Below are 23,474 nucleotides of genomic sequence, written 5' to 3'. Positions count from 1 at the left end.
AATACAGGTACATGCACGATCCAATAGCCGAGTGGTGGAACGCGATTTCACTGCGCACGAAGATCACCGGCGTGACCGTGCTCGTCCTGACTTTCGGTCTGCTCATCGCCGGGGTCGGCACGGTTGTGATGTTGCGTCCGGCCCTCGTCGACAAGGTCGACACCGACCTGATCTCTGCAGCGCAGTCCCCCGTTCCTCCCGGGTTCCTCGACCTGGAGGACACCGAGGCCGACAACGCCGGTGACATGGTCAAGGACGCGATGTCGTCGGACTACTTCACCGCGATCTATGACGCTGACGGACGGTTGCGTGCAGCCACCTGGCAGGACCGGCCGGAAGAATCGCTGCCGAAGATCAGCACGACGTTCGAGTTGTCGGATGCCGTCAGGAGCGACGGCGTGTTCGAACTGCAAAGCCTCGACCGCAAGACGACGTACCATGCCGTCGTCGTGCCGTACCAGTGGGACCACCAGGGCAATATCGGCGTCGTCCTCGTCGCGATCTCGATGCGCGAGACCGAGACGATCATCGCCACCTACCTGACGATCTTCTTCGGTCTTGGGTTGGGCGTGATCATCATCGGCGCCCTCCTCACCCGGCTTCTGGTGACGAGCACGTTCCACCCCCTGCGCGAGGTCGAGCACACGGCAGCGGCGATCGCCGACGGCGACTTCAGCCAGCGCCTCGCGGTCGCGACGCCGAACACCGAGGTCGGCCGGCTCAACCGCTCGCTCAACACCATGCTCGCCCGCATCGACCAGGCCTTCGCCGACCGGGCGCGCACCATCGAGCAGATGCGCCGTTTCGTCGGCGATGCCAGCCATGAACTGCGCACCCCGCTGGTGACGGTGCGCGGCTACGCCGAGCTGTACCGGATGGGTGCACTCCAGAACACCGAGGACCTCACCCAGGCGATGGAGCGCATCGAGAAAGAAGCGATCCGGATGGGGGGTCTGGTCGAAGACCTGCTGGAACTGGCCCGGCTCGACGAGACGAAGCCCAGGGTGCTGACCCCGGTTGACCTCTCCCCCATCGCCCGGGATGCCGCCCTGGACGCGAACGCGTCGTCTCCGCGGCGCACGGTGAGCGTCGTCGTCGACCACCCGCCGGCATTCGACACCGCACCAGAGCAGCCCCAGCCGGAACCGGTGGCCACGGCTTCAACGGTCACCCGTTCACCTCGGGCCGATGATGAGTCCACTTCGACGCGCCCGATCGCGTTCGCCGGTGCGACGCTCGCCCGGCTGCGACAGCGCCGGCCCCGCAAATCAGCCGACACCGGTGCCGTGATGACGTTCGACCCGACACTGACTCTTTCGGCGGAGCCGACTCCCGAAGTGCCCGCCATCGTGCTTGCCGAAGAGAACAAGCTGCGCCAGGTGGTGACCAACCTGGTCGGCAATGCGCTTCGGTTCACACCGGAGGACAGCCCGCTCGAGATCGGAGTGTCGGCGAATCCACAGAACCGAACCGCCACGATCGCGGTCATCGACCACGGCCCCGGCGTCCCGCCGCAGATCAGGGAGAAGATTTTCCAGCGCTTCTGGCGTGCCGACACATCCCGCACCCGCGAGACGGGTGGTTCCGGTCTGGGGCTCGCCATCGTCTCGTCGATCGTGGCTGCCCATCACGGCACGGTCTCGGTCTCCGATACGCCCGGTGGCGGGGCGACGTTCCGCATCGAACTGCCGCTCGCCGACGCTGCTTCTGGAGCACCGACGGCCGGTTGACCGGTCGTCGACCGTCGCCTTCGGGGTTCCTCCCCAGCCGCCCGACGGCGCCCATGTCGTCCACCGCTGGTTCGGCCGAAGGAATACCCGCCTGCTCGACGCCTACCGTCGACGAGACGGATGCCGTAACGCGCGCACCCGCATCCCGAAGGAGGACGACATGACCAGGTATCAGGTGGACAGCGACATCGTGATGGGCACGACGGCTTCCGTCCGTGCACGGATCGAAACGATCCAGCAAGAAGTCGGCGCGATGATGCAGCAGCTGACAGAGCTGCAGTCGACGTGGACGGGCGAGGCCTCGAACGCGTTCCAGGGCGTCGTCGCCGACTGGCGCGGCACCCAGCGCAGGGTCGAGGAAAGCGCCGTTCACATCAACACAGCGCTGGCGAAGGCCGGAACCCAGTATTCAGAGATCGAGAGGTCGAACGCCGGGCTGTTCCGGATCTGACAGTGCAGGACGGCACCGGCGACGAAACACAGCAGGGCGCCTCCCGAAGGAGACGCCCCGCTGGTGTTGCCTGGTTGCTCGGACTTAGAAGTCCATGCCACCGGTCGGGTCGCCGGCCGGAGCAGAGTTCTTCTCCGGCTTATCGGCCACGACGGCCTCGGTGGTGAGGAACAGGCCCGCGATCGACGAAGCGTTGAGCAGCGCGGAACGGGTGACCTTCACCGGGTCGTTGATGCCGGCGGCCAGCATGTCAACGTACTCACCGGTCGCGGCGTTCAGGCCGTGCCCGACGGGCAGGTTGCGGACCTTGTCGGCCACGACGCCGGGCTCGAGGCCCGCGTTGAGGGCGATCTGCTTGAGCGGCGCGTCGATGGCGACCCGGACGATGTTCGCCCCGGTTGCCTCGTCGCCCGAGAGCGACAGCTTCTCGAACGCCGTCTTACCGGCCTGGATCAGCGCAACGCCACCACCGGCGACGATGCCCTCTTCGACGGCAGCCTTCGCGTTGCGGACGGCGTCCTCGATGCGGTGCTTGCGCTCCTTGAGCTCAACCTCGGTTGCAGCTCCGGCCTTGATGACTGCAACGCCACCGGCCAGCTTGGCCAGGCGCTCCTGCAGCTTCTCGCGGTCGTAGTCGCTGTCGGTGTTCTCGATCTCCTTGCGGATCTGGGCAACGCGGCCCGCGATCTGCTCGGCGTCGCCGGCACCTTCGACGATGGTGGTCTCGTCCTTGGTGATGACGACCTTGCGCGCACGGCCAAGCAGGTCGAGCGTAACGTTCTCGAGCTTGAGGCCGACCTCTTCCGAGATGACCTGTCCGCCCGTGAGGATCGCGATGTCCTGCAGCTGAGCCTTGCGGCGGTCGCCGAAGCCGGGTGCCTTGACGGCGACAGACTTGAAGATGCCGGGGATCTTGTTCACGACGAGGGTCGCGAGAGCTTCGCCGTCGACGTCCTCGGCGATGATGAGGAGCTGCTTGCCCGACTGGATGACCTGGTCAACGATCGGGAGCAGGTCCTTGATGTTGGAGATCTTCGAGTTGGCGATGAGGACGTAAGGGTCCTCGAACACGGCTTCCTGGCGGTCGGGGTCGGTGACGAAATACGCCGACAGGAATCCCTTGTCGAAGCGCATTCCCTCGGTCAGCTCCAGCTCGGTGCCGAACGTGTTCGACTCCTCGACGGTGACAACGCCTTCCTTGCCGACCTTGTCGATGGCCTCGGCGATGATGGCGCCGATTTCAGCGTCACCGGCGGAGATGGAGGCTGTTGCCGCGATCTCTTCCTTGGTCTCGACCTCTTTCGCGTTGGCGATGAGCTCTTCGATGACGGCAGCAGTTGCCTTCTCGATGCCCCGCTTCAGCGAGATCGGGTCAGCGCCGGCAGCGACGTTGCGCAGACCTTCGCGAACGAGCGCCTGGGCCAGGACGGTGGCGGTGGTGGTGCCGTCGCCTGCGACGTCATCGGTCTTCTTGGCGACCTCCTTGACGAGCTCCGCACCGATCTTCTCGTACGGGTCGTCGAGTTCGATCTCCTTGGCGATGGACACACCATCGTTGGTGATCGTGGGGGCGCCCCACTTCTTCTCAAGGACAACGTTGCGACCGCGTGGGCCGAGCGTTACCTTGACGGTGTCGGCCAGAATGTTCAGGCCGCGTTCGAGGCCGCGGCGGGCTTCCTCGTCAAAAGCAATGATTTTTGCCATGTGGTTTTTCGTCCCTCCCGGACGTGATGAACGTAGTTAGCACTCTACGAATGCGAGTGCTAACCCGATTCTGGCACTCTCCACCGGTGAGTGCAAGCTCGTCCGAATCGAGGCATCCGCTCCCGGTACGCTTCCCACCACGCGACGACGCCGCCCACGCGGTGTGGACGGCGTCGTTGCGGAAACGCGGAACTCAGACGGGTCTTACGGCTTCCGCCTGAGGACCCTTCGCACCCGTACCGATTTCGAAGCTCACCTTCTGGCCCTCTTCGAGCGACCTGTACCCGGTGCTGTCGATAGCCGAGTAGTGGACGAAAACATCCTCCCCGTCTCCGTCGACGGTGATGAAGCCGAAGCCCTTCTCAGCGTTGAACCACTTCACGGTTCCGTTCATCGTGTGTTACTCCCATTGCTGTGTTCTCTCCGTGCAGGCAGGCGCCAGCCCGGGTCTGCCGCACCAAGGCCCGGCAATCGTACTGACGTGGCTGCCTGGGCTGTCCCGCCCGAGCACGATGATGACCAGTTCCAGATACTAGCGAGGAGAACTCACGCCCCAACAGGGGTTTGGCTCGGCACGTGCGGAATTTCTCGCCGTCCCAGCGAGGCAGAACGAGTAGAACGCGGCGTCACTCCGAGCGGACACTACAGGTCGGCGTAGTCAGCGCCCAGGACGACGGTGAGCTGAAGAACAGGTTCCTCGCCCTCCTCCACCGGGATCTGGAACTGGGTCGACAACTGAATGCTTCCTACACCGAGACCTTCGGCGAGGCCGCGTGCGGCGCCTTCCTGGGACGGATCCTCGTAGTACACGGTCGTCGTTTCGACATCCGTGACCGAGGCGTTTCCCGGCGTGATGCTCTGTGTCCAACCTGCCGCGTTGAGCTTCTCGATGGCTTCTGTGGCGAGCCCCCGCCTCCCGGTCCCGTTCAGCACCGTGACCATGGAGTCCGGGTCGATCGTGGCCACCGGAGTCGGCGCTTCGGTCGACTGGGGAGCCGAAGCAGCAGGAGTCGAGTTTTCGACGAAGTTCACTCGGTCACCGAGCAGTGTCAACCCGACGATGCCAGCAGCGACAAGGACGACAGTCGCCAGCGCAGCCCAGAGGAACAACAACCAGCCTCGACCAGGCGGGACCGGGGCTCGATGCGCTCCGACGCGCTTGAGGTCAGCGGGGACTTCGTCGAACCTGTCCTTGGCGAAGTTGTGTGCCATGTCGGTGGTGTGAGGTCCTCTGTGTCGCAGTCAGGCGGTGTACGGGCGGCGATCCGGAACCCGGGTCACAGAGCGCTGGGCTAATCTGCGTTGCGGGCTCGCGCTCGGCGTGCGGCCTGCCGGGTGTCGCGAAGCCTTTGCAGGCGCTTGACCAGGAGGGGATCGTGCACAAGAGCGGCGGGCGAGTCGATGAGCACGCCCAACAATTGATAGTACCGGGTAGGCGAGAAGCCGAACGCGGCGCGCACAGCCTCCTCCTTCTGCCCGGCATGCTGCCACCACCGGTTCTCGAAATCGAGGATCGCGAGGTCGCGCTCGCCGAGCGGTTCCGCGTGTCCGTGTGCCGATTTGCCCGTGTTGTCGTTCATCGCCCACCGCCACTCGGATTGCTGATTTCCCGACCTTCGCCGTGCCGCAATCCTAAACGGTGCAGCTTTCTCGATGACCGACACACCGCCACCAATTCAAGATCCCGCCGCCGATGCTCAGCTATCGCTCAGCCTGAACGCCACCCGGGAACACGTCCCGCCCGGAAGCGGTTAGATAAGAAGCAAGGACTATCCCGTGAGGAGCACAATGACCCAGCCGGTGAACAAGAGCAACGAAGAGTGGCGCGAGGAACTGACGAGTGAGCAGTACGCGGTGCTGCGTGAGGCGGCAACCGAGCGACCGTGGACCGGTGAGCTGCTCGACGAAAGTCGGTCGGGTCTGTACACCTGTGCCGCATGCGGCGCCGAGCTGTTCAAGAGCGGCACGAAGTTCGACTCCGGTTGCGGCTGGCCGAGCTTCTACGAGTCCGTCCGTCCGGAGGCCGTGAAGCTGATCGAAGACAACACGCTGGGTATGGTGCGCACCGAGGTGCGTTGCGCCTCATGCGACTCACACCTGGGCCATGTCTTCGACGACGGCTTCGGCACCCCGACCGGTGATCGGTATTGCATGAACTCGCTCGCTCTGAACTTCGCCCCAGTCGAGTAGCGTGACCAGACTCATCGACGTCGTCGCTGGCCGACGGTCCTGGTCGCGCGTGACCGCGGATGCCCCGACGCACGAAGAACTGCTTCCCCTCGTCGCAGCATCCGCCCGGGTGGCCGATCACAGTGCCCTTCGGCCCTGGCGACTGATCGAGTTGCGCGGGCGGGCGCGCGAGAAGCTGGGGGCGGCCATCGCAAAGGCGGAAGGTGACAAACATCCCTCAACCAAGCCGATGCGCGCGTCGCTTCTGATCGCCATTGTGGTGACGGTGAAGAAAAGCTCGAAGGTGCCGGCGTGGGAGCAGGAAACCGTTGCCTCCGGCGTGGCCCACATGCTCAGCCTTTTGCTCCACGACGCCGGGTGGGGCGTCTTCTGGCGATCCGGCCCATACACCCGCTCGAAACCCGTTCGCAAAATGCACCAGCTTGCGAAGAACGAGCAACTGCTGGGCTGGCTCTATGTCGGCGGAGTGCCGGCGGACGCCAAACCCGGTTCACGGAAGCCCGTCGACGCGGAGTCGCTCATCTCCGAGCTGTAGGGCGCATCCGAACGGTTGCGACACACACGGCGACGAGCGCGAGCGCGGCCCCGCACACGGTGGTCACGTCGAGCCCTGCTCCGCCCGGCACGACGACGTCGATGAAAACCGATCCGATCAGCTGTCCGGCGACAGTGCCCAGCCCGAGGACGAGAACGCCGGTGTGGGAGACGAGGAAGGCGTTGACGCCGATGAAGACGCACCCGAGCGCGCCACCGAGGTAAAGCAGCGGTTCCGCAGGCAGTCGCTCAGGCCAGCCAACGAACACGGCTCGGCCAAGCATGATGGCGACAAGCGCGAGCGTTCCGGCGAGGAAGTTGATGAAGGTCGCGGCGAGCGCGCTCTGCGCCCGGGCACGGACCCGACCGTTGACCGCTGACTGCCAGCCGGTGCCGAACCCTGCGACCAGAGGCATGGCGAGCATCCAGAGCGGCAGGTCCCCACCGATCTGCCCGGAAACCGACCACAGTACCGCGATCACGGCGAGCGCCGCCCCGAGGAGCCGGGGCCAGCTCGTCGACACGCTTCCATGCGGCCCGAATCCGAGCCGGTCAAGGATGAGGCCCGAAACCGTCTGACCACCGACCAGCGCGACGCTGAACAGCGCGACGCCGACGACCGCCCCGGTGACCCCCTGGGAAAGAACGAGGAACGCGCCGCAAAGACCGCCGAGAACCGTCCACCACGGCATGCTGCGATTTCGGAGCGCTTCGGCGACAGTGCCCAGACCGCGTCGTCCCCTACGAGCGAAGATCAGGCACACCAGGAGCAGAATCAGGCCCGATCCGAAAGAGATGGCCGCTGCGACGAGTCCGTCGCCGAGCGCCAGGCCGAGTGCACCGTTGAGGCGCGTCTGCACAGCTGTGAGCGCACCACAGATCGCGGCGAGGCTGACCGCCAGCGATGCCGGAACACGAGCGGGCGATCCCGTCGCACGAGCGGGCGTGCCTGAGCGTGGGTCGTGACGAGAGCCGACGGCCTTCCGAATGGCCATACCCCTCCCGGGCTTCCGCGGGTGAGCCCCGGCGGCATCCCCAGCTACTATCTTGGACGATCCGAACCCGACCGGTTCGCAATTTTCATGAGACTCATGGCCACCGGGTGGCGCAACGCCTCGTCCGGCGCGTTCCGGGCACATATCCGTGATGCGCAGGGGCAGTGGGCTCTGACGCAGGCGAGCATGCTGATCGGAGGAAAGCAGGAAGACCACGTGGCTGTGTCCATCCCCGGCGATCGCAGGCCATCCGACATCCGTCATGGTCTCGCACCTTTTCGTCACAGCGAATACCGTGCAGAACCGGAAGAGAGCCGCCTGTCGGATTCGAACCGACGACCTGCGCATTACAAGTGCGCTGCTCTGGCCAACTGAGCTAAGGCGGCGTGTGCTCATCAATCATAACGAACCCCTGCCGTTCATCCGGCCATGAGATCCTTGAAGGACACCACCACAACAAGGAACACGTATGCCCGAGCAGTCCGCCGTCCCGTCCCTCACCGAAAGCACGGGGCGCGGTGTTCTTGACCTCGCGATACGGTGCGGCGAGGTCATCTTCGCGTCAGGCGCCAGCGCGGAGGACGCCACGGCGACGATGCTCGCCGTGACGCGGGCATACGGGCTGAAGGGCTGCGAAGCGGATGTGACACACACTGTGATCACGCTGACCTGGGATGATCCCACGTCCAGCGACACCATCGTCCGCTCCCGGAATGTGAAGTACCGAACCATCGACTACACCCGGCTGACGAACACGTCGACTCTGATCGGTGAGCTCCTGCACGACCCGCTGCCCCTCGCCGAAGCTCGGAACCGGGTCAATGCCATCATCACCGCCCGACCGATCTACCCCTGGCCGGTGCGCCGGGTCGGGTGGAGCCTCGTCGGTGCCGGGGCAGCGTTCCTGCTCGGCGGCGGGCCGCTTGTCGTCGTGGCCGCCTTTGTGGCCACCTTCTTCGTCGACATGCTCACCCGCAGGCTCGCGAAGACGCGGATGTCCGTCTTCTACCAGAACCTGGCCGGCGGCGCTGTCGGCCCGCTTGTCGCCGCGGTCGTTCACTTCATCGACCCCGCAGCAAACTCATCCCTGGTCGTCGTCGCGACGATCATCATGCTGCTGGCCGGGGTGACCTCCTTCGGCGCCGTCCAGGACCTCCTATCCGGGTTTTATGTGACCGGAACAGCGCGGGTCCTCGAAGCCCTGCTGATCACCGGCGGGCTTGTCGCCGGCGTGGCCGGAACGACCATGCTGCTCGCTCGATTCGGCCTTGCGCTCGACATCGCACCATATTTGGCACCGTCGTTCTCCGACCTTCCGCTGCTTCTGGTGGCGACCGTGGTCATCATCCTGGGTTTCGCGCTCGCGGTCGAGGTGCCGCCGCGCGCGATCTGGGCCGTCAGTGTGCTCGGCATCCTGGGGTACCTGGTCTACACAGCTGGTCTGGCGGCGAACATCGGCGTCAACTGGTCCGCCGGATCCGCCGCCTTTGTCGTCGGCGTCTTGTCCGCCGTGGCTTCCCTCATCGTGCGCACTCCCCCGCTGCCGCTCGTCGTCTCGGCGCTGATTCCGCTGGTGCCCGGCTTGATCCTGTTCCGCGGCCTGCTGGAACTCAGTGTGGGGTCGATCGACGGGCTGCTCAGCATGCTGGAGGCGGCGTCCGTCGCCGTGGCCCTCGCCGCGGGCGCCATTCTCGGCCAGTACCTGGTCCAGAACGCGCTCGGACCCGCGCGGCGGATCCAGCGTCGCTTCGTGGGCCCGCTGATGGGCGTTCAGGTGCGGCTGGGCCGCAAACGGGACGAGAAGATCTAGCGCGTTGCTACTGGGCCGGAGCCGGGGCCGAGGGTGACGGGCTCGAGCTCGGGCTCGGGCTCGGGCTCGGGCTCGACTTCGCGTAGGTCTCGCTCGCGACGGAGAGCACGAAGGCCTGGAACTCCTTCTCGTCGGTGATCGAACCGGTGTACTGCTTGTCGTTGACGAGAACGGTCGGGGTCGCCTTGACCTTGTCGAGCGACGAGTGCGGCACTGCCTGAGTGGTTGCCCGGTCGGTGGCCGACTGCACCCAGGACTTGTAGCTGGCGTCGTCGATGCAGGACTCGACCTTGCTCTGGACGGGGCCGGCCGGGGCGGTGCCTGCGTCGGTTTCAATGGCTTGGGCGACGATCTTCTTGAGATCCTCGTCGGAGTGGCCTTCCGTTCCCTCTTCCGGCTGGCTCTCGAACATGAGGGTGTTGAAGGCGAAGAAGTTGTTCGGCGAGTAGTTGGCCACGCAGGCAGCCGCGTTGGCGGCCCTGAGGGAGTATTGCGAGCCGGCAGATCGTCCGGTGAGAATGGCGATCGGGTGGTACTCGACGGTGGCCGTGCCGTTCTCGGCCCACGTGGCGAGCTGCTCAGCGTTGGCGTTTTCGAACTGACCGCACACCGGGCAGAGGTAGTCGACGTAGATGCGGATGTTGGGCACCTTCGGGTCGACGGAGGTTGCGACTGGCGCTGCACCGGCGGCGAGAGCTGGTGTCTCAACGGCTTCGAGCTCTGATCCGATGACGATGCCGTCGCTCGCCATGTTCATCGGCCCCGGTGCCGGAGGGCGGATCGCGCTCGTGAGGATGAAAGCGACGCCGGCGATGACCGCCAGAACAACGACCACGATGCCGCCCTGCACGAAAACGCGCTTGCGCTTCTCCTGCTTGCGCTGCGCATCCCGAAGTTCTTTCGCCTTCTCACGGGTCGCCTGACGACGCTGGTTCTTCGTTGGAAGAACTTCCGGTGCGTCGTTGTCCATGAATCCTCGCTTCGGTCGGTGGGCAGTCGGCTTCAGCTCGTCTCTGCCGAACTCAACCCCACCGATCGTAGTTGCGCTCTCTGGGAAATGCCCAAACGGATGCTGGAAGCGGCATGCGGGTGAACCCCGGGAACCCGCGCCTTCCCGGGTGCTTTCTGCCATACTGATGATCTCGCGACCGAGCACCCGCCCGGTCGCGCGCATGCAACGCAGCACGCAACGCATGGTTCCATTCACTCGGATCGTCCGGCACGTACCTGCCGGTGAAGGAGAAAAACATGTCATCCGTAACGTTCGACAACGCGACACGCCTGTACCCGGGCGGTACCCGCGCCGCCGTTGACAAGCTGAACCTCGAGGTCGCCGATGGCGAGTTCCTCGTGCTGGTCGGCCCGTCCGGTTGTGGTAAGTCCACCTCGCTCCGCATGCTCGCCGGCCTTGAAGAGGTCAACGACGGCCGCATCCTCATCGGTGATCGAGACGTCACCGACGTGCCGCCGAAGGACCGCGACATCGCGATGGTGTTCCAGAACTACGCGCTGTACCCGCACATGACGGTCGCCGAGAACATGGGCTTCGCCCTCAAGATCGCCGGTATCAACAAGGACGAGCGCGCTGCGCGTGTTCTCGAAGCTGCCAAGCTCCTCGACCTGGAGGAGTACCTCACCCGCAAGCCGAAGGCGCTCTCCGGTGGACAGCGTCAACGTGTAGCCATGGGTCGCGCCATCGTCCGTCAGCCGCAGGTGTTCCTCATGGACGAACCGCTGTCGAACCTCGACGCCAAGCTCCGCGTGCAGACCCGCACCCAGATCGCGTCGCTTCAGCGTCGCCTGGGGGTCACCACCGTCTACGTCACGCACGACCAGACCGAGGCCCTCACCATGGGCGACCGGATCGCCGTGCTGAAGGACGGAATCCTGCAGCAGGTGGGAACGCCGCGTGACCTGTACGAGAAGCCGCAGAATGTGTTTGTTGCCGGGTTCATCGGCTCCCCGGCGATGAACCTGCTCACGGCTGACGTGGCAGACGGAGGCATCCAGTTCGGAGCCCGCGTCGTCCCTGTCGACCGCGACGTCATCGGCGAGACCAGCGCCAGGCAGGTCACCGTCGGTGTCCGCCCCGAAGACATCCAGGTGTCGACGGAGCCCGGCAACGGCCTCGAGGTGCAGGTCGACCTCGTCGAGGAACTCGGCGCTGACGGCTACCTCTACGGTCACGCGGATGTCGACGGCAAGCGCACCGACCTCGTAGCCCGAGTCGACGGCCGCATTCACGCCCACGCCGGCGAGAAGGTGTTCCTCATCCCGACGCCGCGCCACGTGCATGTGTTTGATGTCGAGTCCGGCCTTCGCCTCGGCAACAAGGCTGTCGTTCCCGACTAAACAGTTCTCGCGCCGGCTGAGAGGGTCCTGCCCTGTCAGCGGGCGCTACTGTTTAACCACCATGAGCGCATCACTCAACATCACCGCGGCCACCGTCGATCCCGCGCTTCTCGATCTCCCCTGGAATCTCCCCCTCGAGGATTGGCCGAGTGAGACCATCGCGTCCCTGCCCAAGGGCATCTCGCGGCACCTGGTGCGGTTCGCGAACCTGTCCGGCTATGTCGTCGCGGTCAAGGAGACGACCGCTGAGATGGCACGTGGAGAGTACGACATGCTGCGGACGCTGCAGCGCATGGACATCCCCTGCGTCGATCCGGTCGCTGTCATCACCGGGCGGTCAGACGACTCGAACGACCCCCTGCCGAGCGTTCTCGTCACCAGGCACCTGAAGTTCTCGCTGCCTTACCGTGCCCTGTTCTCGCAGCAGCTGCGCCCGGACACCGCAGGCCGCCTCGTCGACGCCCTCGCGGTGCTCCTCGTCCGCCTGCACATCGCCGGCTTCTTCTGGGGTGATGTGTCGCTCTCCAACACTCTGTTCCGCCGGGATGCCGGGGCTTTCGCCGCGTACCTCGTCGATGCCGAGACCGGCAAGCTCTATCACGGCGGCCTGTCGAACGGCCAGCGTGAGAACGACCTCGAGATCGCCCGCGTCAACATCGCCGGTGAACTGATGGACCTCGAGGCTGGCGGCCGGGTCGACGACGACCTCGATCCGATCAAACTGTCCGACGGGATCGTTGCCGCCTACCGGTCGCTGTGGAAAGAACTCACCGGGTCCGAGATCTTCTCGTCCAGTGAACGCTGGAGAATCAACGAACGGGTAGCTCGCCTGAACGCCCTGGGCTTCGACATCGAGGAACTGGCGATCAAGACCGACGAGACCGGGTCTCGAGTTCGGATCCAGCCGAAGGTCGTCGACGCGGGGCACCACCAGCGTCGCCTGCTGCGCCTCACCGGGCTCGACGCCGGTGAGAACCAGGCCCGCCGGCTGATCAACGACCTCGACTCCTACGGCGCCACCTTCGCGAAGGCCAACATGGACGAGGAGATGATGGCGCATGAATGGCTCATCCGCGTCTTCGAGCCGGTGGTGAAGTCGATCCCGCGTGACCTCAAGGGGAAGCTGGAGCCGGCTGAGGTGTTCCACCAGCTGCTCGAGCACCGCTGGTTCCTTTCGCAGAATGAGGGCAGGGACATCCCACTGTCCGAGGCACTGACGAAATACATCAATGACATCCTGCGCCACCGCCGCGACGAAGCCACAGTGATCGCTCCCCCAACGGGATCCGTCACCCTGCCGATCGACGTCGTCGACGCCGCAGAGGTGAATTGGCGCGATCGGGTCTGACAAAGTGAACTGGCGCGACCGGGACCGAGACCCGACCGCGCCAGAGGAGCGATTGCTTCGTCGCTACTTCTTCGACTTCCTGGCTGACCGCAGCTTTGAGATCTCGTAGAGAGTGACGGATGCCGCGATGCCCGCGTTCAAGGATTCGGTCGCCGAGGAGATCGGGATCGAGACGATCGCGTCGCAGGTCTCGGTGACGAGGCGGGACAAACCCTTGCCCTCGCTTCCGACGACAATGACGACGGGACGGTCGGCAAGCTCCAGACCCGGGAGGTCGGTGGTTCCGCCGCCGTCCAGGCCGATCACGAAGACGCCGGCGGCTTTGAAGGCCTTGAGGGTCTGGGTCAGGTTCGGCGCCATGGCGACCGGGGTGCGTGCTGCGGCACCCGCGCTCGTCTTCCAGGCGGATGCCGTCAGCCCGACGGAGCGACGTTGAGGAACGATGACGCCCTGTCCTCCGAATGCCGCCGTCGAGCGGATGATCGCTCCGAGGTTCCTCGGATCGGTGATGCCGTCGAGCGCGACGAAGAGCGGCTTCTGGCCTCGGGAGATCACTGTCTCGAGCAGGTCGTTGGGGTGCGCGTACTCGTACGGCGGCACCTTGAGCGCGAGTCCCTGGTGAACCGAGTCGAACCCGGCGAGCCTGTCGAGCTCCGGACGCATGACCTCGAGGATGGGAAGTCCGCGTGCTGTGGCGAGGGCAAGGACTTCCTTCACCCGGTCGTCGAACTCGATGCGGGTGGCCATGTACAGCGCCGATGCCGGGATCTTGGCGCGCAGCGCCTCCAGCACCGAGTTGCGGCCGGTGACGATCTCGCTGTCGTCGGCCTGCTTCTGCTTGGGTTTGCGGCCGGCGACCGGGGCGGTGCTCGGACGAGCGCCGCCCGTCTTCGCCTGGGCCTGATTCAGGCGGTCCTTGGCGATCTTGCGCTTGCCGGCGGCGTGGTAGGTGCGGTCCTCCGCTTTCGGGGTCGGCCCCTTGCCCTCGAGCGAGCGACGGCCGAGGCCGCCTGTGCCCTTCGCGGGGCCCTTCTTGGTCTTTCGAACCGCCCCTGGGCGGCCTGCCTTACTGGCCATCAATACTCCAATGTGCACCTGTCGAGGTGTCTTCAATCGTGATACCCGCCGTCGTGAGAACGTCGCGGATTCTGTCGGCGGCTGCGAAGTCGCGTGCCGCCCTGGATTTCTGGCGTTCGTCGAGAAGCTGGTCGACGAGGGTGTTGAGAACCCCGGAAACTGCCTTGTCCTGACCGCGGGACCATTCAGCCGAGAACGGGTTGATGCCCAGAATCTCAGTCATGGCCATCACCTGCCCTTGCGCGGCGGCGGCCAGGGCGAGGTCTTCGCCGTCAATGCTCGCGTTGCCTTGCCTTATTGTGTCATGCAATACGGCAAGTGCCTGCGGAACGGACAGATCGTCGTCCATGGCGGCGGCGAAGGCATCCGGAATCTGCTCCGTGCCTGTTCCGGCGAACCGGGTGCCGGTGAGCCTGCGAGCGACCCGCTCGAGGAAGCTTTCGATCCGGTCGAGGGCCGCCTCCGCCTCGGCAAGGGCTCCGTCGTGATAGTCGATCGTGGAGCGGTAATGGGCCTGACCCAGGTAGTAGCGCACCACGATCGGTCGTGCGGCGCCGAGCAGGTCGGCGGCGTACACCGAGTTGCCGAGCGATTTGGACATTTTCTGGCCGTTCACGTTCACGAGACCGTTGTGCACCCAGTACCCGGCGAACCCGTCGCCGGCGGCGGTCGACTGGGCCAGTTCATTCTCGTGGTGCGGGAAGCGCAGGTCGAGGCCGCCACCGTGGATGTCGAACGCCGCGCCGAGGTACCGGCTCGCCATCGCTGAGCATTCGATGTGCCAGCCCGGCCGACCGTCGCCCCACGGGCTCGGCCACGAGGCTGAGACGGGCTCGTCGGATTTGTGGCCCTTCCACAGGGCGAAGTCGCGGGGGTCCCGCTTGCCGCGCGGATCGGCATCCGTCGCGGCATCCATGCTGTCGATGTTCTGACGGGTCAGCGCGCCGTACTCCGGCCAGCTGCGGACGTCGAAGTACACGTCACCCGACCCGTCCTCAGCGGCGTAGGCGTGAGAGTTCTCGATCAGCCGTTCGATGATGGTGTGCATCTGCTGGATGCTCGCGGTCGCTCGCGGCTCATAGGTGGGGGGAAGGATGCCGAGTGCCCGGTATCCCTCCGAGAACTCCAGTTCGGTGCGGTACGCGAGCGCCCACCACTGTTCGGTTTCTGTGGCGTTCACCAGGACTTTGTCATCGATGTCGGTGACATTGCGCACCAGGGTGACGTCGAAGCCCTTGTAATTGAGCCAGCGGCGCATCTGGTCGTAGACCAGCGCTGAACGCAGGTGCCCGATGTGCGGCGATGACTGCACGGTGGGTCCGCAGACATACATCCCGACCTGCCCCGGGACGAGAGGTGTGAAGTCGCGGAGGGCCTGTGCCCGGGAGTCATAGAGTTGCATTGCCACCCGTCAAGAGTACTGGCGCGAAACCGTCGCCGTCGCGATGGCGCACACGCCTTCGCCTCTCCCCGTGAATCCGAGACCGTCGGTGGTCGTCGCCGAGACGCTGACCGGAGCGCCGAGCAGGCCGGTCAGAAGGGCTTCGGCCTCCTGGCGTCGAGGGGAGAACCGGGGGCTGTTGCCGATCAGCTGGACGGCGACGTTGCCGATGAGGAAGCCTTCTGCTTCGAGCCGGGAGCGGGCGGCGGTGAGGAAAACCTCGCCGTGGGCGTTGACGAATGTGGGGTCGCTCGTGCCGAACATGCTGCCGATGTCGCCGAGGCCTGCCGCAGACAGCAGAGCATCGGTGATGGCGTGGCTCACGGGGTCGCCGTCGCTGTGCCCGGAGAGGCCGCGCTCCCCCGGCCAATGCAGCCCGGCGAGCCAGAGTTCGGAGTCGTCGTCGAACGCGTGGACGTCGGTGCCGATTCCGGTGCGGATGCCTGCGGCAGCGGGTTGCGCGGTGAGCAGCCCTTCAGCGCGGCGAAGGTCCCACGGTGTCGTGATCTTGAACGATGCCTGGTCTCCATCGATCACGGAGACGGTGTGGCCGGCCGCGGCGAACAGGGCGGCGTCGTCGGTGTGCTCGACAGTTGCTTCCGCATAGGCGGCGTCGAGTGCCGCGCGGGGGAAACCCTGCGGTGTCTGGATCGAGCGAAGTTCTGAGCGGTCGACCGTCTCGACGACCATGTCGTCGTCGTCGACGCGCTTGACGGTGTCCTGCACGGCGACGCCGGGAACGATACCGGACGCTGTCTGGGCGACGGCCGCCACCACGGCGTCGAACACTGCGGCCGGCGTCAGCGCGCGGGCGGCGTCATGCACGAGGACGATGCGCACCGATTCGCCGAGGGCGGCGAGCCCGAGGGCGACGGACTGCTGTCGGGTCGGGCCGCCGGCGACGACGGAGATGGAGGATGCGGCGGCGCCGCCGGCGTGCCCGGCAATCGCCTGAGCCTCGGGAACGAGGTCGGCCGGGACGACGACGACGACCTGCGCTTCGCGCTGCATGCCGAAGACGGAGGACAGCGACCGTTCAAGTACGGTGCGCCCTGCGAGGTCGACGAAGGCTTTGGGGCGGTCGGCACCGAGGCGGGTTCCGCTGCCTGCGGCGACGACGATGACGCCGACGATCGGAGCGCGACTATTCATGGGAGGAGCCTATCTGTCACCGGACACGACAAAAGCTCGACCCCCGCTGCGCGGTGGTCGAGCTTGTCGAGACCCCTAGGACGCGAGGACCTCGTCCAAAACGTTCGAAGCCTTCTCCTCGTCGGTCTTCTCCGCGAGGGCGAGTTCCGAGATAAGGATCTGGCGCGCCTTGGCCAGCATGCGCTTCTCGCCGGCCGAGAGACCGCGGTCCTGGTCGCGGCGCCAGAGGTCGCGCACGACCTCGCTCACCTTGATGACGTCGCCGGAGGCGAGCTTTTCAAGGTTTGCCTTGTACCGGCGTGACCAGTTCGTGGGCTCTTCAGTGAACGGCGCACGAAGCACGTCGAAGACGCGTTCAAGACCTTCTTTACCAATGACATCACGAACGCCGACCAGATCGACGTTCTCAGCGGGCACCTCGATAACGAGGTCACCCTGGGTGACGCGGAGCTTCAGATAAAGCTTCTCTTCCCCCTTGATGACCCGAGTTTTCACTTCCGCAATAGTTGCGGCTCCGTGGTGGGGGTATACGACGGTTTCGCCAACCTCAAAAAGCATGGATGTGTATCCCTTCAGCATCTACCAGAATACCACAGCGGGCATGCACTACAGTTCGCTCTGCGGCGGGCGGCGGCGAGACATGGCTAGGCTAAACTCGGACTCGTTCCGCATGCCGTTTCCGGTCGTGCATCCCTGTGTTTTTGGAGGACCTGTGAAGGCGCGTTTGATCGCATCCGTCGTGCTGGCGGCATCCGTCGTATTAGGCACCAGCGCGTGCAACCTGGTCGCCCCGCAGGCCACAACGAACAACTACGACCCCAGCGACGGCGTCAGCGGGCGCACCGGCGATCTGAAGATCCGGAATGCGATGATCATCGTCGGCGAGAACGGCACCGACGGGAATCTCGTGGCAGCCGTGACCAACGGCGGCGACGCCCAGTCGTTGTCGATCCAGTTCGGCGAGGGCGAGGACGAGACCGTCACCGCTGCCATCCCTGAGCAGTCGACCGTGTCGTTCGGCACTGCCGAGGACGACCCGATCCTCCTCGAAGGAATCGACGCTGAAGCGGGATCGCTCGTCGAGGTGTTCTTCCAGTACGGCAACGAAACCGGCGTGGAGATCCTCGTCCCGGTACTCGACGGCGCGCTCGAGGAATACAGCGACCTCGTCCCGGAGACGGCCACCCGATAGACCACGGACAAAGCGCGACGTCCCCTCGGGGACGTCGCGCTTTTTTGCCGGTCAGGCCACGAAACGGTAGCCGAGGCCGCGGACGGTGACGAGCATCCGTGGCTCCGAAGGGTTGGCTTCGATGCGGGACCGAATCCGTTTGATGTGCACGTCGAGCGTCTTGGTGTCGCCGAAGTAGTCACTTCCCCAGACCCGGTCGATCAGCTGGCCGCGGGTCAGCACCCGCCCGGCGTTACGCAGGAGCAGTTCGAGGAGCTCGAATTCCTTCAACGGCATGGGTGTCTCCGTTCCGCTGACCTCGACCGTGTGCCGTTCCAGGTCCATCCGTACGGTGCCGGCCTCGAGCACGGAGTCATCGATTTCCTCGTCGGTCCCGCGACGCCGGAGAACGGCTCGGATGCGAGCCAGCAACTCGCGGCTGGAGTACGGCTTCGTCACGTAGTCGTCAGCGCCGAGCTCCAACCCGACGACGATGTCCACTTCGGAGTCCTTGGCCGTCAGCATGATGATCGGAACGCTCGACACCGCACGCATCTGGCGGCACACCTCGGTGCCGGGGATACCCGGCAGCATGAGGTCAAGGAGAACCAGGTCGGGTTCATCGACCTGGAACGCCGCGACGGCACTCGGGCCGTCCTGGACGACGTCGATCTCGTATCCTTCTCGTCCCAGCAGGTAGGCGAGCGGCTCGCTGAGAGCTGCTTCGTCTTCAACGAGGAGAATGCGTGTCATGGGATGAGTCCTAACGTGCGTTGTCGTGTGCCGGGATGTCGGCGGAGGCTGCGGTGATCGGAATCTGGGCCGTCGTCGGTTTCTCCGGCGCCTCAGGGATCCGGATGGTGAACGTCGATCCCTTGCCAACGAGTGACCAGACCTTGACCTCGCCGCCATGGTTCTGCACCGTGTGTTTGACGATCGACAGACCGAGACCGGTACCACCGGTGTTCCTCGACCTGGCCTGGTCCACCCGGAAGAAGCGTTCGAAGACCCGGTCGCGGTCATCCTCGGGGATGCCGACCCCCTGGTCGGTGACGGCGATCTCAACGAGTCCGTCCTTGCGGGAGACCCCGACGCCCACCCGGCTGCGGGGCGGCGAATAGGTGATCGCGTTCGCGATGAGGTTGTGCACGGCGACGACAAGGAGGGCCTCGTCGCCGTACACCTTCGCTCCGCGGTCACCGGCGAAGATGAGCGAGACGCCGTTGGCTTCAGCGGCGACCCGGTTCTGGTCGAGCGCTGCTGCGACCACCTGGTCGATGGCGACAAGTTCCGGCTGGTGCAGGGCGTCAGCAGCCTGCAGCCTGGACAGGTCGATGATCTCGCCCGTCAGCCGAGCGAGCCGCGAAGCCTCGGTGCGGAGCCGGGCGGCGAACTTCCGCACCTGCACCGGGTCGTCGGCGGCAGGCTCGAGTGCTTCGGCCAGGAGGCCGACGGCTCCAATCGGAGTCTTCAGTTCGTGGCTGATGTTCGCGATGAAGTCCCGACGCACCTCGTCGAGCCTGCGGGACTCGGTGTGGTCCTGGGCGAGGACGAGCACGTATCGAGTGCCGAGGCGTGCAGCGCGGACCCCGAGGTGCAGAGTCGCGTCACTGAAGCGGCCACGGGAGATGTCGATGTCTGCGCTGATGGCCTCGCCAGTGTCCCTGACCTGGTCGGCGAGGCGGCCGATCTCCGTGTGCGCGATCCTGTTGTCACGAACCAGGCCGAGGGCGAGTGCGCCTGGGGAGACCTTGACGACGTTGCCGGACGGGTCGACGACGATGCCGGCGGTCTCAAGGGCGTCGAGCACCTGGCTGACGCCGTCCGGCACCGACGGTGTCACCACGCCGGCGACGCGTTCGCCCTTGCGGGCCGCATAGAACAGTGCCGCTGCAAATCCGCCGCCGACGATCAGTCCGAGCAGCGAGGCCGCAACCAGCAGCCAGGGAGAGTCCATACGACTAGGTTAGATGCATAGCGGTGGCGTGCTAGCCGGAGGACGGCTCTCATCAGGGCATCTGAGACGTTGTTCAGGCGTACGCCACCAAACGTTAACCTGCGCACAGCAGAGTGAAAGCGGGCTTGTTGCCTGGAGCCCGAATGCGGTGCGTCAGGTCCCGACATCCGAATGGAGATCAGATGCGTGAAGTATTCCAGCAGGAGCTGGCCGAGGTGCAGGAGCGGCTCGTCGCTATTTCCGAGCTAGTGGCGATCTCCATCACCAACGCCGTCCAGGCGTTCACCCAGTCCGACGTCACCATCGCCGACGAGGTGATCGAGAACGACGTTCGAATCGATGAGCTCACCGTCGCCCTCGACGAACTGGCCATCAACATCCTCGCTCGGCAGCAGCCGGTCGCCCGAGACCTGCGCATCGTCGTCAGCGCGCTGCGGATCAGCTCCTCCCTCGAGCGGATGGGAGACATGGCCGAGCACATCGCGCAACTCGCGCGATACCGCTTCCCCGAGCGGGCCGTTCCCAAGGGCCTGCGTTCGACGTTCGTCGAGATGGGTCGCCTCGACGTCGAGATCGCCCACAAGCTGACCCAGCTCCTGCGCACACAGGATGTGCGCCTGGCTGAGGAGATCCGGAACCAGGACGACAAGGTCGACGAGCTGCACGTCAGCGTGTTCGACAAGGTCCTCGGCGAGACCTGGAAAGGCAAGCCAGTCGCGACCGTCGACGCCACGCTCGCCTCGCGCTACCACGAGCGCTTCGCCGACCACGCGGTGTCCATCTCGAAGAAGGTTCAGTACCTCTCAACGGGTGACTGGATCGCTGACACCGACGACTGACTCTGCGTAATGAGAGAAGGGGCGTGAACCGATCGGTTCACGCCCCTTTTGTCGATTGAGTCTGGAGCTCTCGGGAAGATTTCGACTGCTTCGGTGCTAGCCCTTACCCTGTGAGGCGACCGCGGCCGCACCGGCAGCCGCTGCTTCCGGGTCGAGGTACTCGGCCGGCTCGATCGGGACGAAGTTCTCGTCGAGCTTGTAGACGAGCGGGATACCGGTCGGAATGTTGAGTGACGCGATCTCGTCATCCGAGATGCCGTCGAGGTGCTTCACGAGCGCCCGAAGCGAGTTGCCGTGCGCAGTGACGAGCACGGTCTTCCCTGCGGCGAGGTCGATGGTGATGTCGGAGTGCCAGTAGGGAAGCATCCGGTCGATGACGTCCTTCAGGCACTCGGTTCTGGGAACGTCGCCGTCGATTCCGACGTAGCGGGGGTCGTGTGCCTGCGAGTACTCGTTGTCGTCGGCGATGGGAGGAGGCGGAACGTCGAACGAACGGCGCCAGGTCTGGAACTGTTCGGCACCGTACTCGGCGAGTGTCTGGGCCTTGTCCTTGCCCTGCAGGTCGCCGTAGTGACGCTCGTTGAGCCGCCAGGTGCGCTTCACCGGAATCCAGGCCCGGTCGGCGACATCGAGGGCGATGTTCGCGGTCTGGATGGCGCGCGTGAGAACGGAGGTGTACTGGATGTCGGGAGTGAGACCCGACTCGTTGAGCAGTTCACCCGCCCGGTTCGCTTCGGTGACGCCTTGGTCGCTCAGGCGGACGTCGACCCAGCCGGTGAACAGGTTTTTCTGGTTCCAGTCGCTGTTGCCGTGGCGCAGCAGGATGAGTGTGTATGGCGAAGACATGCCTCCACTCTATCGACCGGCTCCCTCGCAGCTGAACTCACCTGCTCCGGACGGGTACACGCGGCGCACCGCCTGATCCGGTCCGGAACGAATGAAATGGGCGCCGGCCGCGAGCGGAGTCCTACGAGGTGCGGCGCACCGCCCCGAGCCTCGGCAGCCGGGGCACGTCGGCGACGGCTCCCGCATCAGCCGGCACGATGACCTGCTGTGCGGCGGCGATGGAGATGCCGTCTTCGTCGACAGTCAGCCGGGCGGCAGGGTCGACGTTCCTGCGGATGACGGCGAGGGCGATGGGGCCGAGTTCATGGTGCATCACGGCTGTCGTCACGACACCGACGGATGCAGGTTCGCCGTTCCGATCGGCGAGTACTGCCGCGTTGCGCTTCGGGAGCACCGAATCGGACCCGTCGAGATGAAGCAGGACCAGTCGCCGGGGCGGATGGCCGAGGTTGTGGACCTTGGCGATGGTCTCCTGGCCCCGGTAGCAGCCCTTGGTGAGGTGAACGGCGCTGCGCAGCCAGTCGAGTTCGTGCGGAATGGTCTTCTCGTCGGCCTCCGTAGCCTTCCTCGGCCGCCAGGCGGCAACGCGAAGCGCCTCGGCCGCGAGCGATCCAGCCACAGGAAGGAGCCCGGCGGCAAGAACAGGAAGCTCTTCGCGTGGCACGAGGACCTCGGTCCAGCGCCAGTCGACTGACGGATGCTCTCCGCGCGCGTACTGATGGCCCCCGGCGACGACCTCACGCCACGGGTCGATCCAGACCAGGGGCACGCCGTTCGGAGAAGCGACGGCGAGGTCGAGGGGCGAATCGGCTGGCATCAGCCCGATGCGCGCGAATTCATCCGACCGGTCCGCGACCTCAACCCGGAGCATGAACTTCATCCGGTTCAACCACGCGACCAGCGGTTCGACCTCGTCCGCCTCGACCAGCAGCCAGGCCGTGTCGCCGTCGTCAAGAATCCCTGCGGCGTATTCGAGGCGCCCGTTCGGGTCGAGGAACAGGGTCTCGCTTGACGCTCCGACGGGAAGATTCGTCAGTTCCGCGGACGTCATCGAGTTGAGCCAGCTGAGCCGGTCGGGGCCGGCAACGGAGACGACGCCGCGATTGGACAGGTCAACGATCGCCTCGCCGGCGGCTAGCATCCGCTGTTCGATATTGGGGCTGCCGTAGTGGGAGGGCACACCCGCGTCGACCGCCTCAGGGAGCGCGACGGCGCCCGGACGGTTCAGGAACGGAGAGGGAACAGTCATCAGTCAACCTTTGCGAGTCGCCCGGAGGCGTGGGTGCGGAGATCCTGGCCGAGCGCGGCGATGTCCCACGCCCAGAGCAGGTGGCTCTCGACGAGTCCGTACATTCGAGTAGCTGCGGCATATTCCTTTGCCCCGGCTGTGCGCATGACGGCGTCGGTGGCGAGATCGATGCGGGGCCCGCGCACCTGGCCGAGGTACAGTTCGCTCACCCCGCCGGGGTGCACAAGCGAAACCTCGAGGTCGAAGCCGCCGTCACGATTGCGGAGGGACTCGACGTCCTCCGCCGTCTGGAACGGTCGCTTCCCGACCGCTGGCAACAGCGCCGGACCGGGGTCGCCGTCGCGCTGCGAGCGGTGCAGCCGCCAGTAGCCGGTCTCAGCGGTGAGGCCGGTGCCCTCCTCATCGAGGAGCCAGGTGTGGGAGGTGTAATTGAGGTAGGGCATCCCGTCGTGGCTGAAGCTCACGCGCTGCCCGAATTCGGAGCTGACGTCACCCTGGGCTGCGGCATAGTCGATGACCCCTGTGCCCTCCCAGACACCGAGGAGCCAGGACAACGGCACAAGTTCGGCGGGCAGGCCGGTCGGAATCTCGATCATCGGCGCCCCAGAGGTCAGCGCTGTCCGCGGAA

General features: G+C 65.5%; 24 protein-coding genes and 1 tRNA gene. 9 read left to right on the top strand and 16 right to left on the bottom strand.

Going from position 1 to position 23,474, the window contains the following annotated elements; translation table 11 throughout:
• The first annotated feature begins 11 nt into the window (after positions 1–11).
• Positions 12–1,730 (top strand): sensor histidine kinase, encoded by a 1,719-nt coding sequence (locus ACLQ62_RS05840; RefSeq protein ID WP_411720719.1) that lies wholly within the window; start codon positions 12–14, stop codon positions 1,728–1,730.
• Positions 1,731–1,890: 160 nt separating this feature from the next.
• Positions 1,891–2,181 carry a WXG100 family type VII secretion target gene (locus ACLQ62_RS05835; RefSeq protein ID WP_411720718.1) on the top strand — a complete coding sequence of 97 codons (291 nt, stop codon included), beginning with the start codon at positions 1,891–1,893 and terminating at the stop codon, positions 2,179–2,181.
• A gap of 84 nt (positions 2,182–2,265) precedes the next feature.
• Here the strand turns inward: ACLQ62_RS05835 and groL are convergent, their stop codons facing one another.
• The 4 genes from groL to ACLQ62_RS05815 all read right to left on the bottom strand — a co-directional run bounded on the left by groL (position 2,266) and on the right by ACLQ62_RS05815 (position 5,465).
• On the bottom strand, positions 2,266–3,885 hold the full coding sequence (gene groL, locus ACLQ62_RS05830) for a chaperonin GroEL (RefSeq protein WP_411720717.1): 1,620 nt from the start codon (positions 3,883–3,885) through the stop codon (positions 2,266–2,268).
• A 193-nt stretch (positions 3,886–4,078) separates the two neighbouring features.
• Positions 4,079–4,279: a cold-shock protein gene (locus ACLQ62_RS05825; protein WP_411720716.1), complete on the bottom strand. Its 201-nt coding sequence runs from the start codon at positions 4,277–4,279 to the stop codon at positions 4,079–4,081.
• Positions 4,280–4,527: 248 nt separating this feature from the next.
• Complete coding sequence (locus tag ACLQ62_RS05820) at positions 4,528–5,097, bottom strand: LytR C-terminal domain-containing protein (protein WP_411720715.1); 570 nt, start codon at positions 5,095–5,097, stop codon at positions 4,528–4,530.
• 80 nt (positions 5,098–5,177) lie between these two features.
• Positions 5,178–5,465 (bottom strand): DUF3263 domain-containing protein, encoded by a 288-nt coding sequence (locus ACLQ62_RS05815; protein ID WP_411720714.1) that lies wholly within the window; start codon positions 5,463–5,465, stop codon positions 5,178–5,180.
• A gap of 208 nt (positions 5,466–5,673) precedes the next feature.
• On the opposite strand from ACLQ62_RS05815, the gene msrB reads away from it, so the two are divergent.
• Both msrB and ACLQ62_RS05805 read left to right on the top strand, forming a co-directional pair.
• A complete protein-coding gene (gene msrB / locus ACLQ62_RS05810) occupies positions 5,674–6,075 on the top strand; it encodes a peptide-methionine (R)-S-oxide reductase MsrB (protein WP_411720713.1) in 402 nt (133 codons plus the stop codon).
• A 1-nt stretch (position 6,076) separates the two neighbouring features.
• The gene (locus ACLQ62_RS05805; protein WP_411720712.1) at positions 6,077–6,610 is read left to right on the top strand and encodes a nitroreductase family protein; all 534 of its coding nucleotides are present in this window, start codon (positions 6,077–6,079) and stop codon (positions 6,608–6,610) included.
• On the opposite strand, the gene ACLQ62_RS05800 is transcribed toward ACLQ62_RS05805, so the two are convergent.
• Both ACLQ62_RS05800 and ACLQ62_RS05795 read right to left on the bottom strand, forming a co-directional pair.
• Positions 6,594–7,604, bottom strand: a complete 1,011-nt coding sequence (locus tag ACLQ62_RS05800) for a DMT family transporter (RefSeq protein WP_411720711.1) — start codon at positions 7,602–7,604, stop codon at positions 6,594–6,596. The two genes, ACLQ62_RS05805 and ACLQ62_RS05800, sit on opposite strands and share 17 nt — an antisense overlap.
• A gap of 312 nt (positions 7,605–7,916) precedes the next feature.
• Positions 7,917–7,990 (bottom strand) — tRNA-Thr (locus ACLQ62_RS05795).
• Positions 7,991–8,073: 83 nt separating this feature from the next.
• On the opposite strand from ACLQ62_RS05795, the gene ACLQ62_RS05790 reads away from it, so the two are divergent.
• On the top strand, positions 8,074–9,414 hold the full coding sequence (locus ACLQ62_RS05790; RefSeq protein ID WP_411720710.1) for a threonine/serine exporter ThrE family protein: 1,341 nt from the start codon (positions 8,074–8,076) through the stop codon (positions 9,412–9,414).
• A 7-nt stretch (positions 9,415–9,421) separates the two neighbouring features.
• Here the strand turns inward: ACLQ62_RS05790 and ACLQ62_RS05785 are convergent, their stop codons facing one another.
• On the bottom strand, positions 9,422–10,384 hold the full coding sequence (locus tag ACLQ62_RS05785) for a DsbA family protein (RefSeq protein ID WP_411720709.1): 963 nt from the start codon (positions 10,382–10,384) through the stop codon (positions 9,422–9,424).
• Between the two features lie 278 nt (positions 10,385–10,662).
• On the opposite strand from ACLQ62_RS05785, the gene ACLQ62_RS05780 reads away from it, so the two are divergent.
• A complete protein-coding gene (locus tag ACLQ62_RS05780; RefSeq protein ID WP_411720708.1) occupies positions 10,663–11,766 on the top strand; it encodes an ABC transporter ATP-binding protein in 1,104 nt (367 codons plus the stop codon).
• A 61-nt stretch (positions 11,767–11,827) separates the two neighbouring features.
• Complete coding sequence (locus ACLQ62_RS05775; protein ID WP_411720707.1) at positions 11,828–13,114, top strand: DUF4032 domain-containing protein; 1,287 nt, start codon at positions 11,828–11,830, stop codon at positions 13,112–13,114.
• 63 nt (positions 13,115–13,177) lie between these two features.
• Here the strand turns inward: ACLQ62_RS05775 and rlmB are convergent, their stop codons facing one another.
• From rlmB to ACLQ62_RS05755, 4 genes are all read right to left on the bottom strand, one after another.
• On the bottom strand, positions 13,178–14,191 hold the full coding sequence (rlmB, locus tag ACLQ62_RS05770) for a 23S rRNA (guanosine(2251)-2'-O)-methyltransferase RlmB (protein ID WP_411720706.1): 1,014 nt from the start codon (positions 14,189–14,191) through the stop codon (positions 13,178–13,180).
• Complete coding sequence (gene cysS, locus ACLQ62_RS05765) at positions 14,181–15,593, bottom strand: cysteine--tRNA ligase (RefSeq protein WP_411720726.1); 1,413 nt, start codon at positions 15,591–15,593, stop codon at positions 14,181–14,183. The genes rlmB and cysS overlap by 11 nt, the downstream gene beginning before the upstream one ends.
• A gap of 9 nt (positions 15,594–15,602) precedes the next feature.
• On the bottom strand, positions 15,603–16,784 hold the full coding sequence (gene ispD / locus ACLQ62_RS05760; protein ID WP_411720705.1) for a 2-C-methyl-D-erythritol 4-phosphate cytidylyltransferase: 1,182 nt from the start codon (positions 16,782–16,784) through the stop codon (positions 15,603–15,605).
• A gap of 75 nt (positions 16,785–16,859) precedes the next feature.
• Entirely contained in the window at positions 16,860–17,342 is a 483-nt protein-coding gene (locus ACLQ62_RS05755) for a CarD family transcriptional regulator (RefSeq protein ID WP_090713134.1), read from the bottom strand.
• A gap of 154 nt (positions 17,343–17,496) precedes the next feature.
• Here ACLQ62_RS05755 and ACLQ62_RS05750 point away from each other — a divergent pair, with 154 nt between their 5' ends.
• Complete coding sequence (locus ACLQ62_RS05750) at positions 17,497–17,976, top strand: DNA modification methylase (protein ID WP_411720704.1); 480 nt, start codon at positions 17,497–17,499, stop codon at positions 17,974–17,976.
• 51 nt (positions 17,977–18,027) lie between these two features.
• Here ACLQ62_RS05750 and ACLQ62_RS05745 read toward each other — a convergent pair whose 3' ends face one another.
• Together ACLQ62_RS05745 and ACLQ62_RS05740 are read right to left on the bottom strand one after the other, a co-directional pair.
• Complete coding sequence (locus tag ACLQ62_RS05745) at positions 18,028–18,708, bottom strand: response regulator (RefSeq protein ID WP_411720703.1); 681 nt, start codon at positions 18,706–18,708, stop codon at positions 18,028–18,030.
• Positions 18,709–18,718: 10 nt separating this feature from the next.
• Positions 18,719–19,912, bottom strand: coding sequence for a sensor histidine kinase (locus ACLQ62_RS05740; RefSeq protein WP_411720702.1), 1,194 nt, complete (start codon positions 19,910–19,912; stop codon positions 18,719–18,721).
• Between the two features lie 182 nt (positions 19,913–20,094).
• On the opposite strand from ACLQ62_RS05740, the gene phoU reads away from it, so the two are divergent.
• The gene (gene phoU, locus ACLQ62_RS05735; protein WP_411720701.1) at positions 20,095–20,751 is read left to right on the top strand and encodes a phosphate signaling complex protein PhoU; all 657 of its coding nucleotides are present in this window, start codon (positions 20,095–20,097) and stop codon (positions 20,749–20,751) included.
• A 96-nt stretch (positions 20,752–20,847) separates the two neighbouring features.
• Here the strand turns inward: phoU and ACLQ62_RS05730 are convergent, their stop codons facing one another.
• The 3 genes from ACLQ62_RS05730 to ACLQ62_RS05720 form a co-directional block, all read right to left on the bottom strand.
• On the bottom strand, positions 20,848–21,597 hold the full coding sequence (locus tag ACLQ62_RS05730) for a phosphoglyceromutase (RefSeq protein ID WP_411720700.1): 750 nt from the start codon (positions 21,595–21,597) through the stop codon (positions 20,848–20,850).
• Positions 21,598–21,718: 121 nt separating this feature from the next.
• Positions 21,719–22,846: a YgfZ/GcvT domain-containing protein gene (locus tag ACLQ62_RS05725; RefSeq protein ID WP_411720699.1), complete on the bottom strand. Its 1,128-nt coding sequence runs from the start codon at positions 22,844–22,846 to the stop codon at positions 21,719–21,721.
• Positions 22,846–23,442, bottom strand: a complete 597-nt coding sequence (locus tag ACLQ62_RS05720) for an FABP family protein (protein WP_411720698.1) — start codon at positions 23,440–23,442, stop codon at positions 22,846–22,848. The genes ACLQ62_RS05725 and ACLQ62_RS05720 overlap by 1 nt, the downstream gene beginning before the upstream one ends.
• Positions 23,443–23,474: the final 32 nt, after the last annotated feature.

Origin of the sequence: Mycetocola sp. (genome assembly GCF_046716805.1) — a bacterium.
Classification (GTDB): domain Bacteria; phylum Actinomycetota; class Actinomycetes; order Actinomycetales; family Microbacteriaceae; genus Mycetocola_A.
This window is presented reverse-complemented; position numbering and strand designations above follow the sequence as displayed.

Coding starts and splice junctions, on each gene's coding strand:
- ACLQ62_RS05840 (WP_411720719.1), top strand. CDS start 12: ATGCACGATCCAATAGCCGAGTGGTGGAACGCGATTTCACTGCGCACG.
- ACLQ62_RS05835 (WP_411720718.1), top strand. CDS start 1,891: ATGACCAGGTATCAGGTGGACAGCGACATCGTGATGGGCACGACGGCT.
- groL (WP_411720717.1), bottom strand. CDS start 3,885: ATGGCAAAAATCATTGCTTTTGACGAGGAAGCCCGCCGCGGCCTCGAA.
- ACLQ62_RS05825 (WP_411720716.1), bottom strand. CDS start 4,279: ATGAACGGAACCGTGAAGTGGTTCAACGCTGAGAAGGGCTTCGGCTTC.
- ACLQ62_RS05820 (WP_411720715.1), bottom strand. CDS start 5,097: ATGGCACACAACTTCGCCAAGGACAGGTTCGACGAAGTCCCCGCTGAC.
- ACLQ62_RS05815 (WP_411720714.1), bottom strand. CDS start 5,465: ATGAACGACAACACGGGCAAATCGGCACACGGACACGCGGAACCGCTC.
- msrB (WP_411720713.1), top strand. CDS start 5,674: ATGACCCAGCCGGTGAACAAGAGCAACGAAGAGTGGCGCGAGGAACTG.
- ACLQ62_RS05800 (WP_411720711.1), bottom strand. CDS start 7,604: ATGGCCATTCGGAAGGCCGTCGGCTCTCGTCACGACCCACGCTCAGGC.
- ACLQ62_RS05790 (WP_411720710.1), top strand. CDS start 8,074: ATGCCCGAGCAGTCCGCCGTCCCGTCCCTCACCGAAAGCACGGGGCGC.
- ACLQ62_RS05785 (WP_411720709.1), bottom strand. CDS start 10,384: ATGGACAACGACGCACCGGAAGTTCTTCCAACGAAGAACCAGCGTCGT.
- ACLQ62_RS05780 (WP_411720708.1), top strand. CDS start 10,663: ATGTCATCCGTAACGTTCGACAACGCGACACGCCTGTACCCGGGCGGT.
- ACLQ62_RS05775 (WP_411720707.1), top strand. CDS start 11,828: ATGAGCGCATCACTCAACATCACCGCGGCCACCGTCGATCCCGCGCTT.
- rlmB (WP_411720706.1), bottom strand. CDS start 14,191: ATGGCCAGTAAGGCAGGCCGCCCAGGGGCGGTTCGAAAGACCAAGAAG.
- cysS (WP_411720726.1), bottom strand. CDS start 15,593: ATGCAACTCTATGACTCCCGGGCACAGGCCCTCCGCGACTTCACACCT.
- ispD (WP_411720705.1), bottom strand. CDS start 16,784: ATGAATAGTCGCGCTCCGATCGTCGGCGTCATCGTCGTCGCCGCAGGC.
- ACLQ62_RS05755 (WP_090713134.1), bottom strand. CDS start 17,342: ATGCTTTTTGAGGTTGGCGAAACCGTCGTATACCCCCACCACGGAGCC.
- ACLQ62_RS05745 (WP_411720703.1), bottom strand. CDS start 18,708: ATGACACGCATTCTCCTCGTTGAAGACGAAGCAGCTCTCAGCGAGCCG.
- ACLQ62_RS05740 (WP_411720702.1), bottom strand. CDS start 19,912: ATGGACTCTCCCTGGCTGCTGGTTGCGGCCTCGCTGCTCGGACTGATC.
- phoU (WP_411720701.1), top strand. CDS start 20,095: ATGCGTGAAGTATTCCAGCAGGAGCTGGCCGAGGTGCAGGAGCGGCTC.
- ACLQ62_RS05730 (WP_411720700.1), bottom strand. CDS start 21,597: ATGTCTTCGCCATACACACTCATCCTGCTGCGCCACGGCAACAGCGAC.
- ACLQ62_RS05725 (WP_411720699.1), bottom strand. CDS start 22,846: ATGACTGTTCCCTCTCCGTTCCTGAACCGTCCGGGCGCCGTCGCGCTC.
- ACLQ62_RS05720 (WP_411720698.1), bottom strand. CDS start 23,442: ATGATCGAGATTCCGACCGGCCTGCCCGCCGAACTTGTGCCGTTGTCC.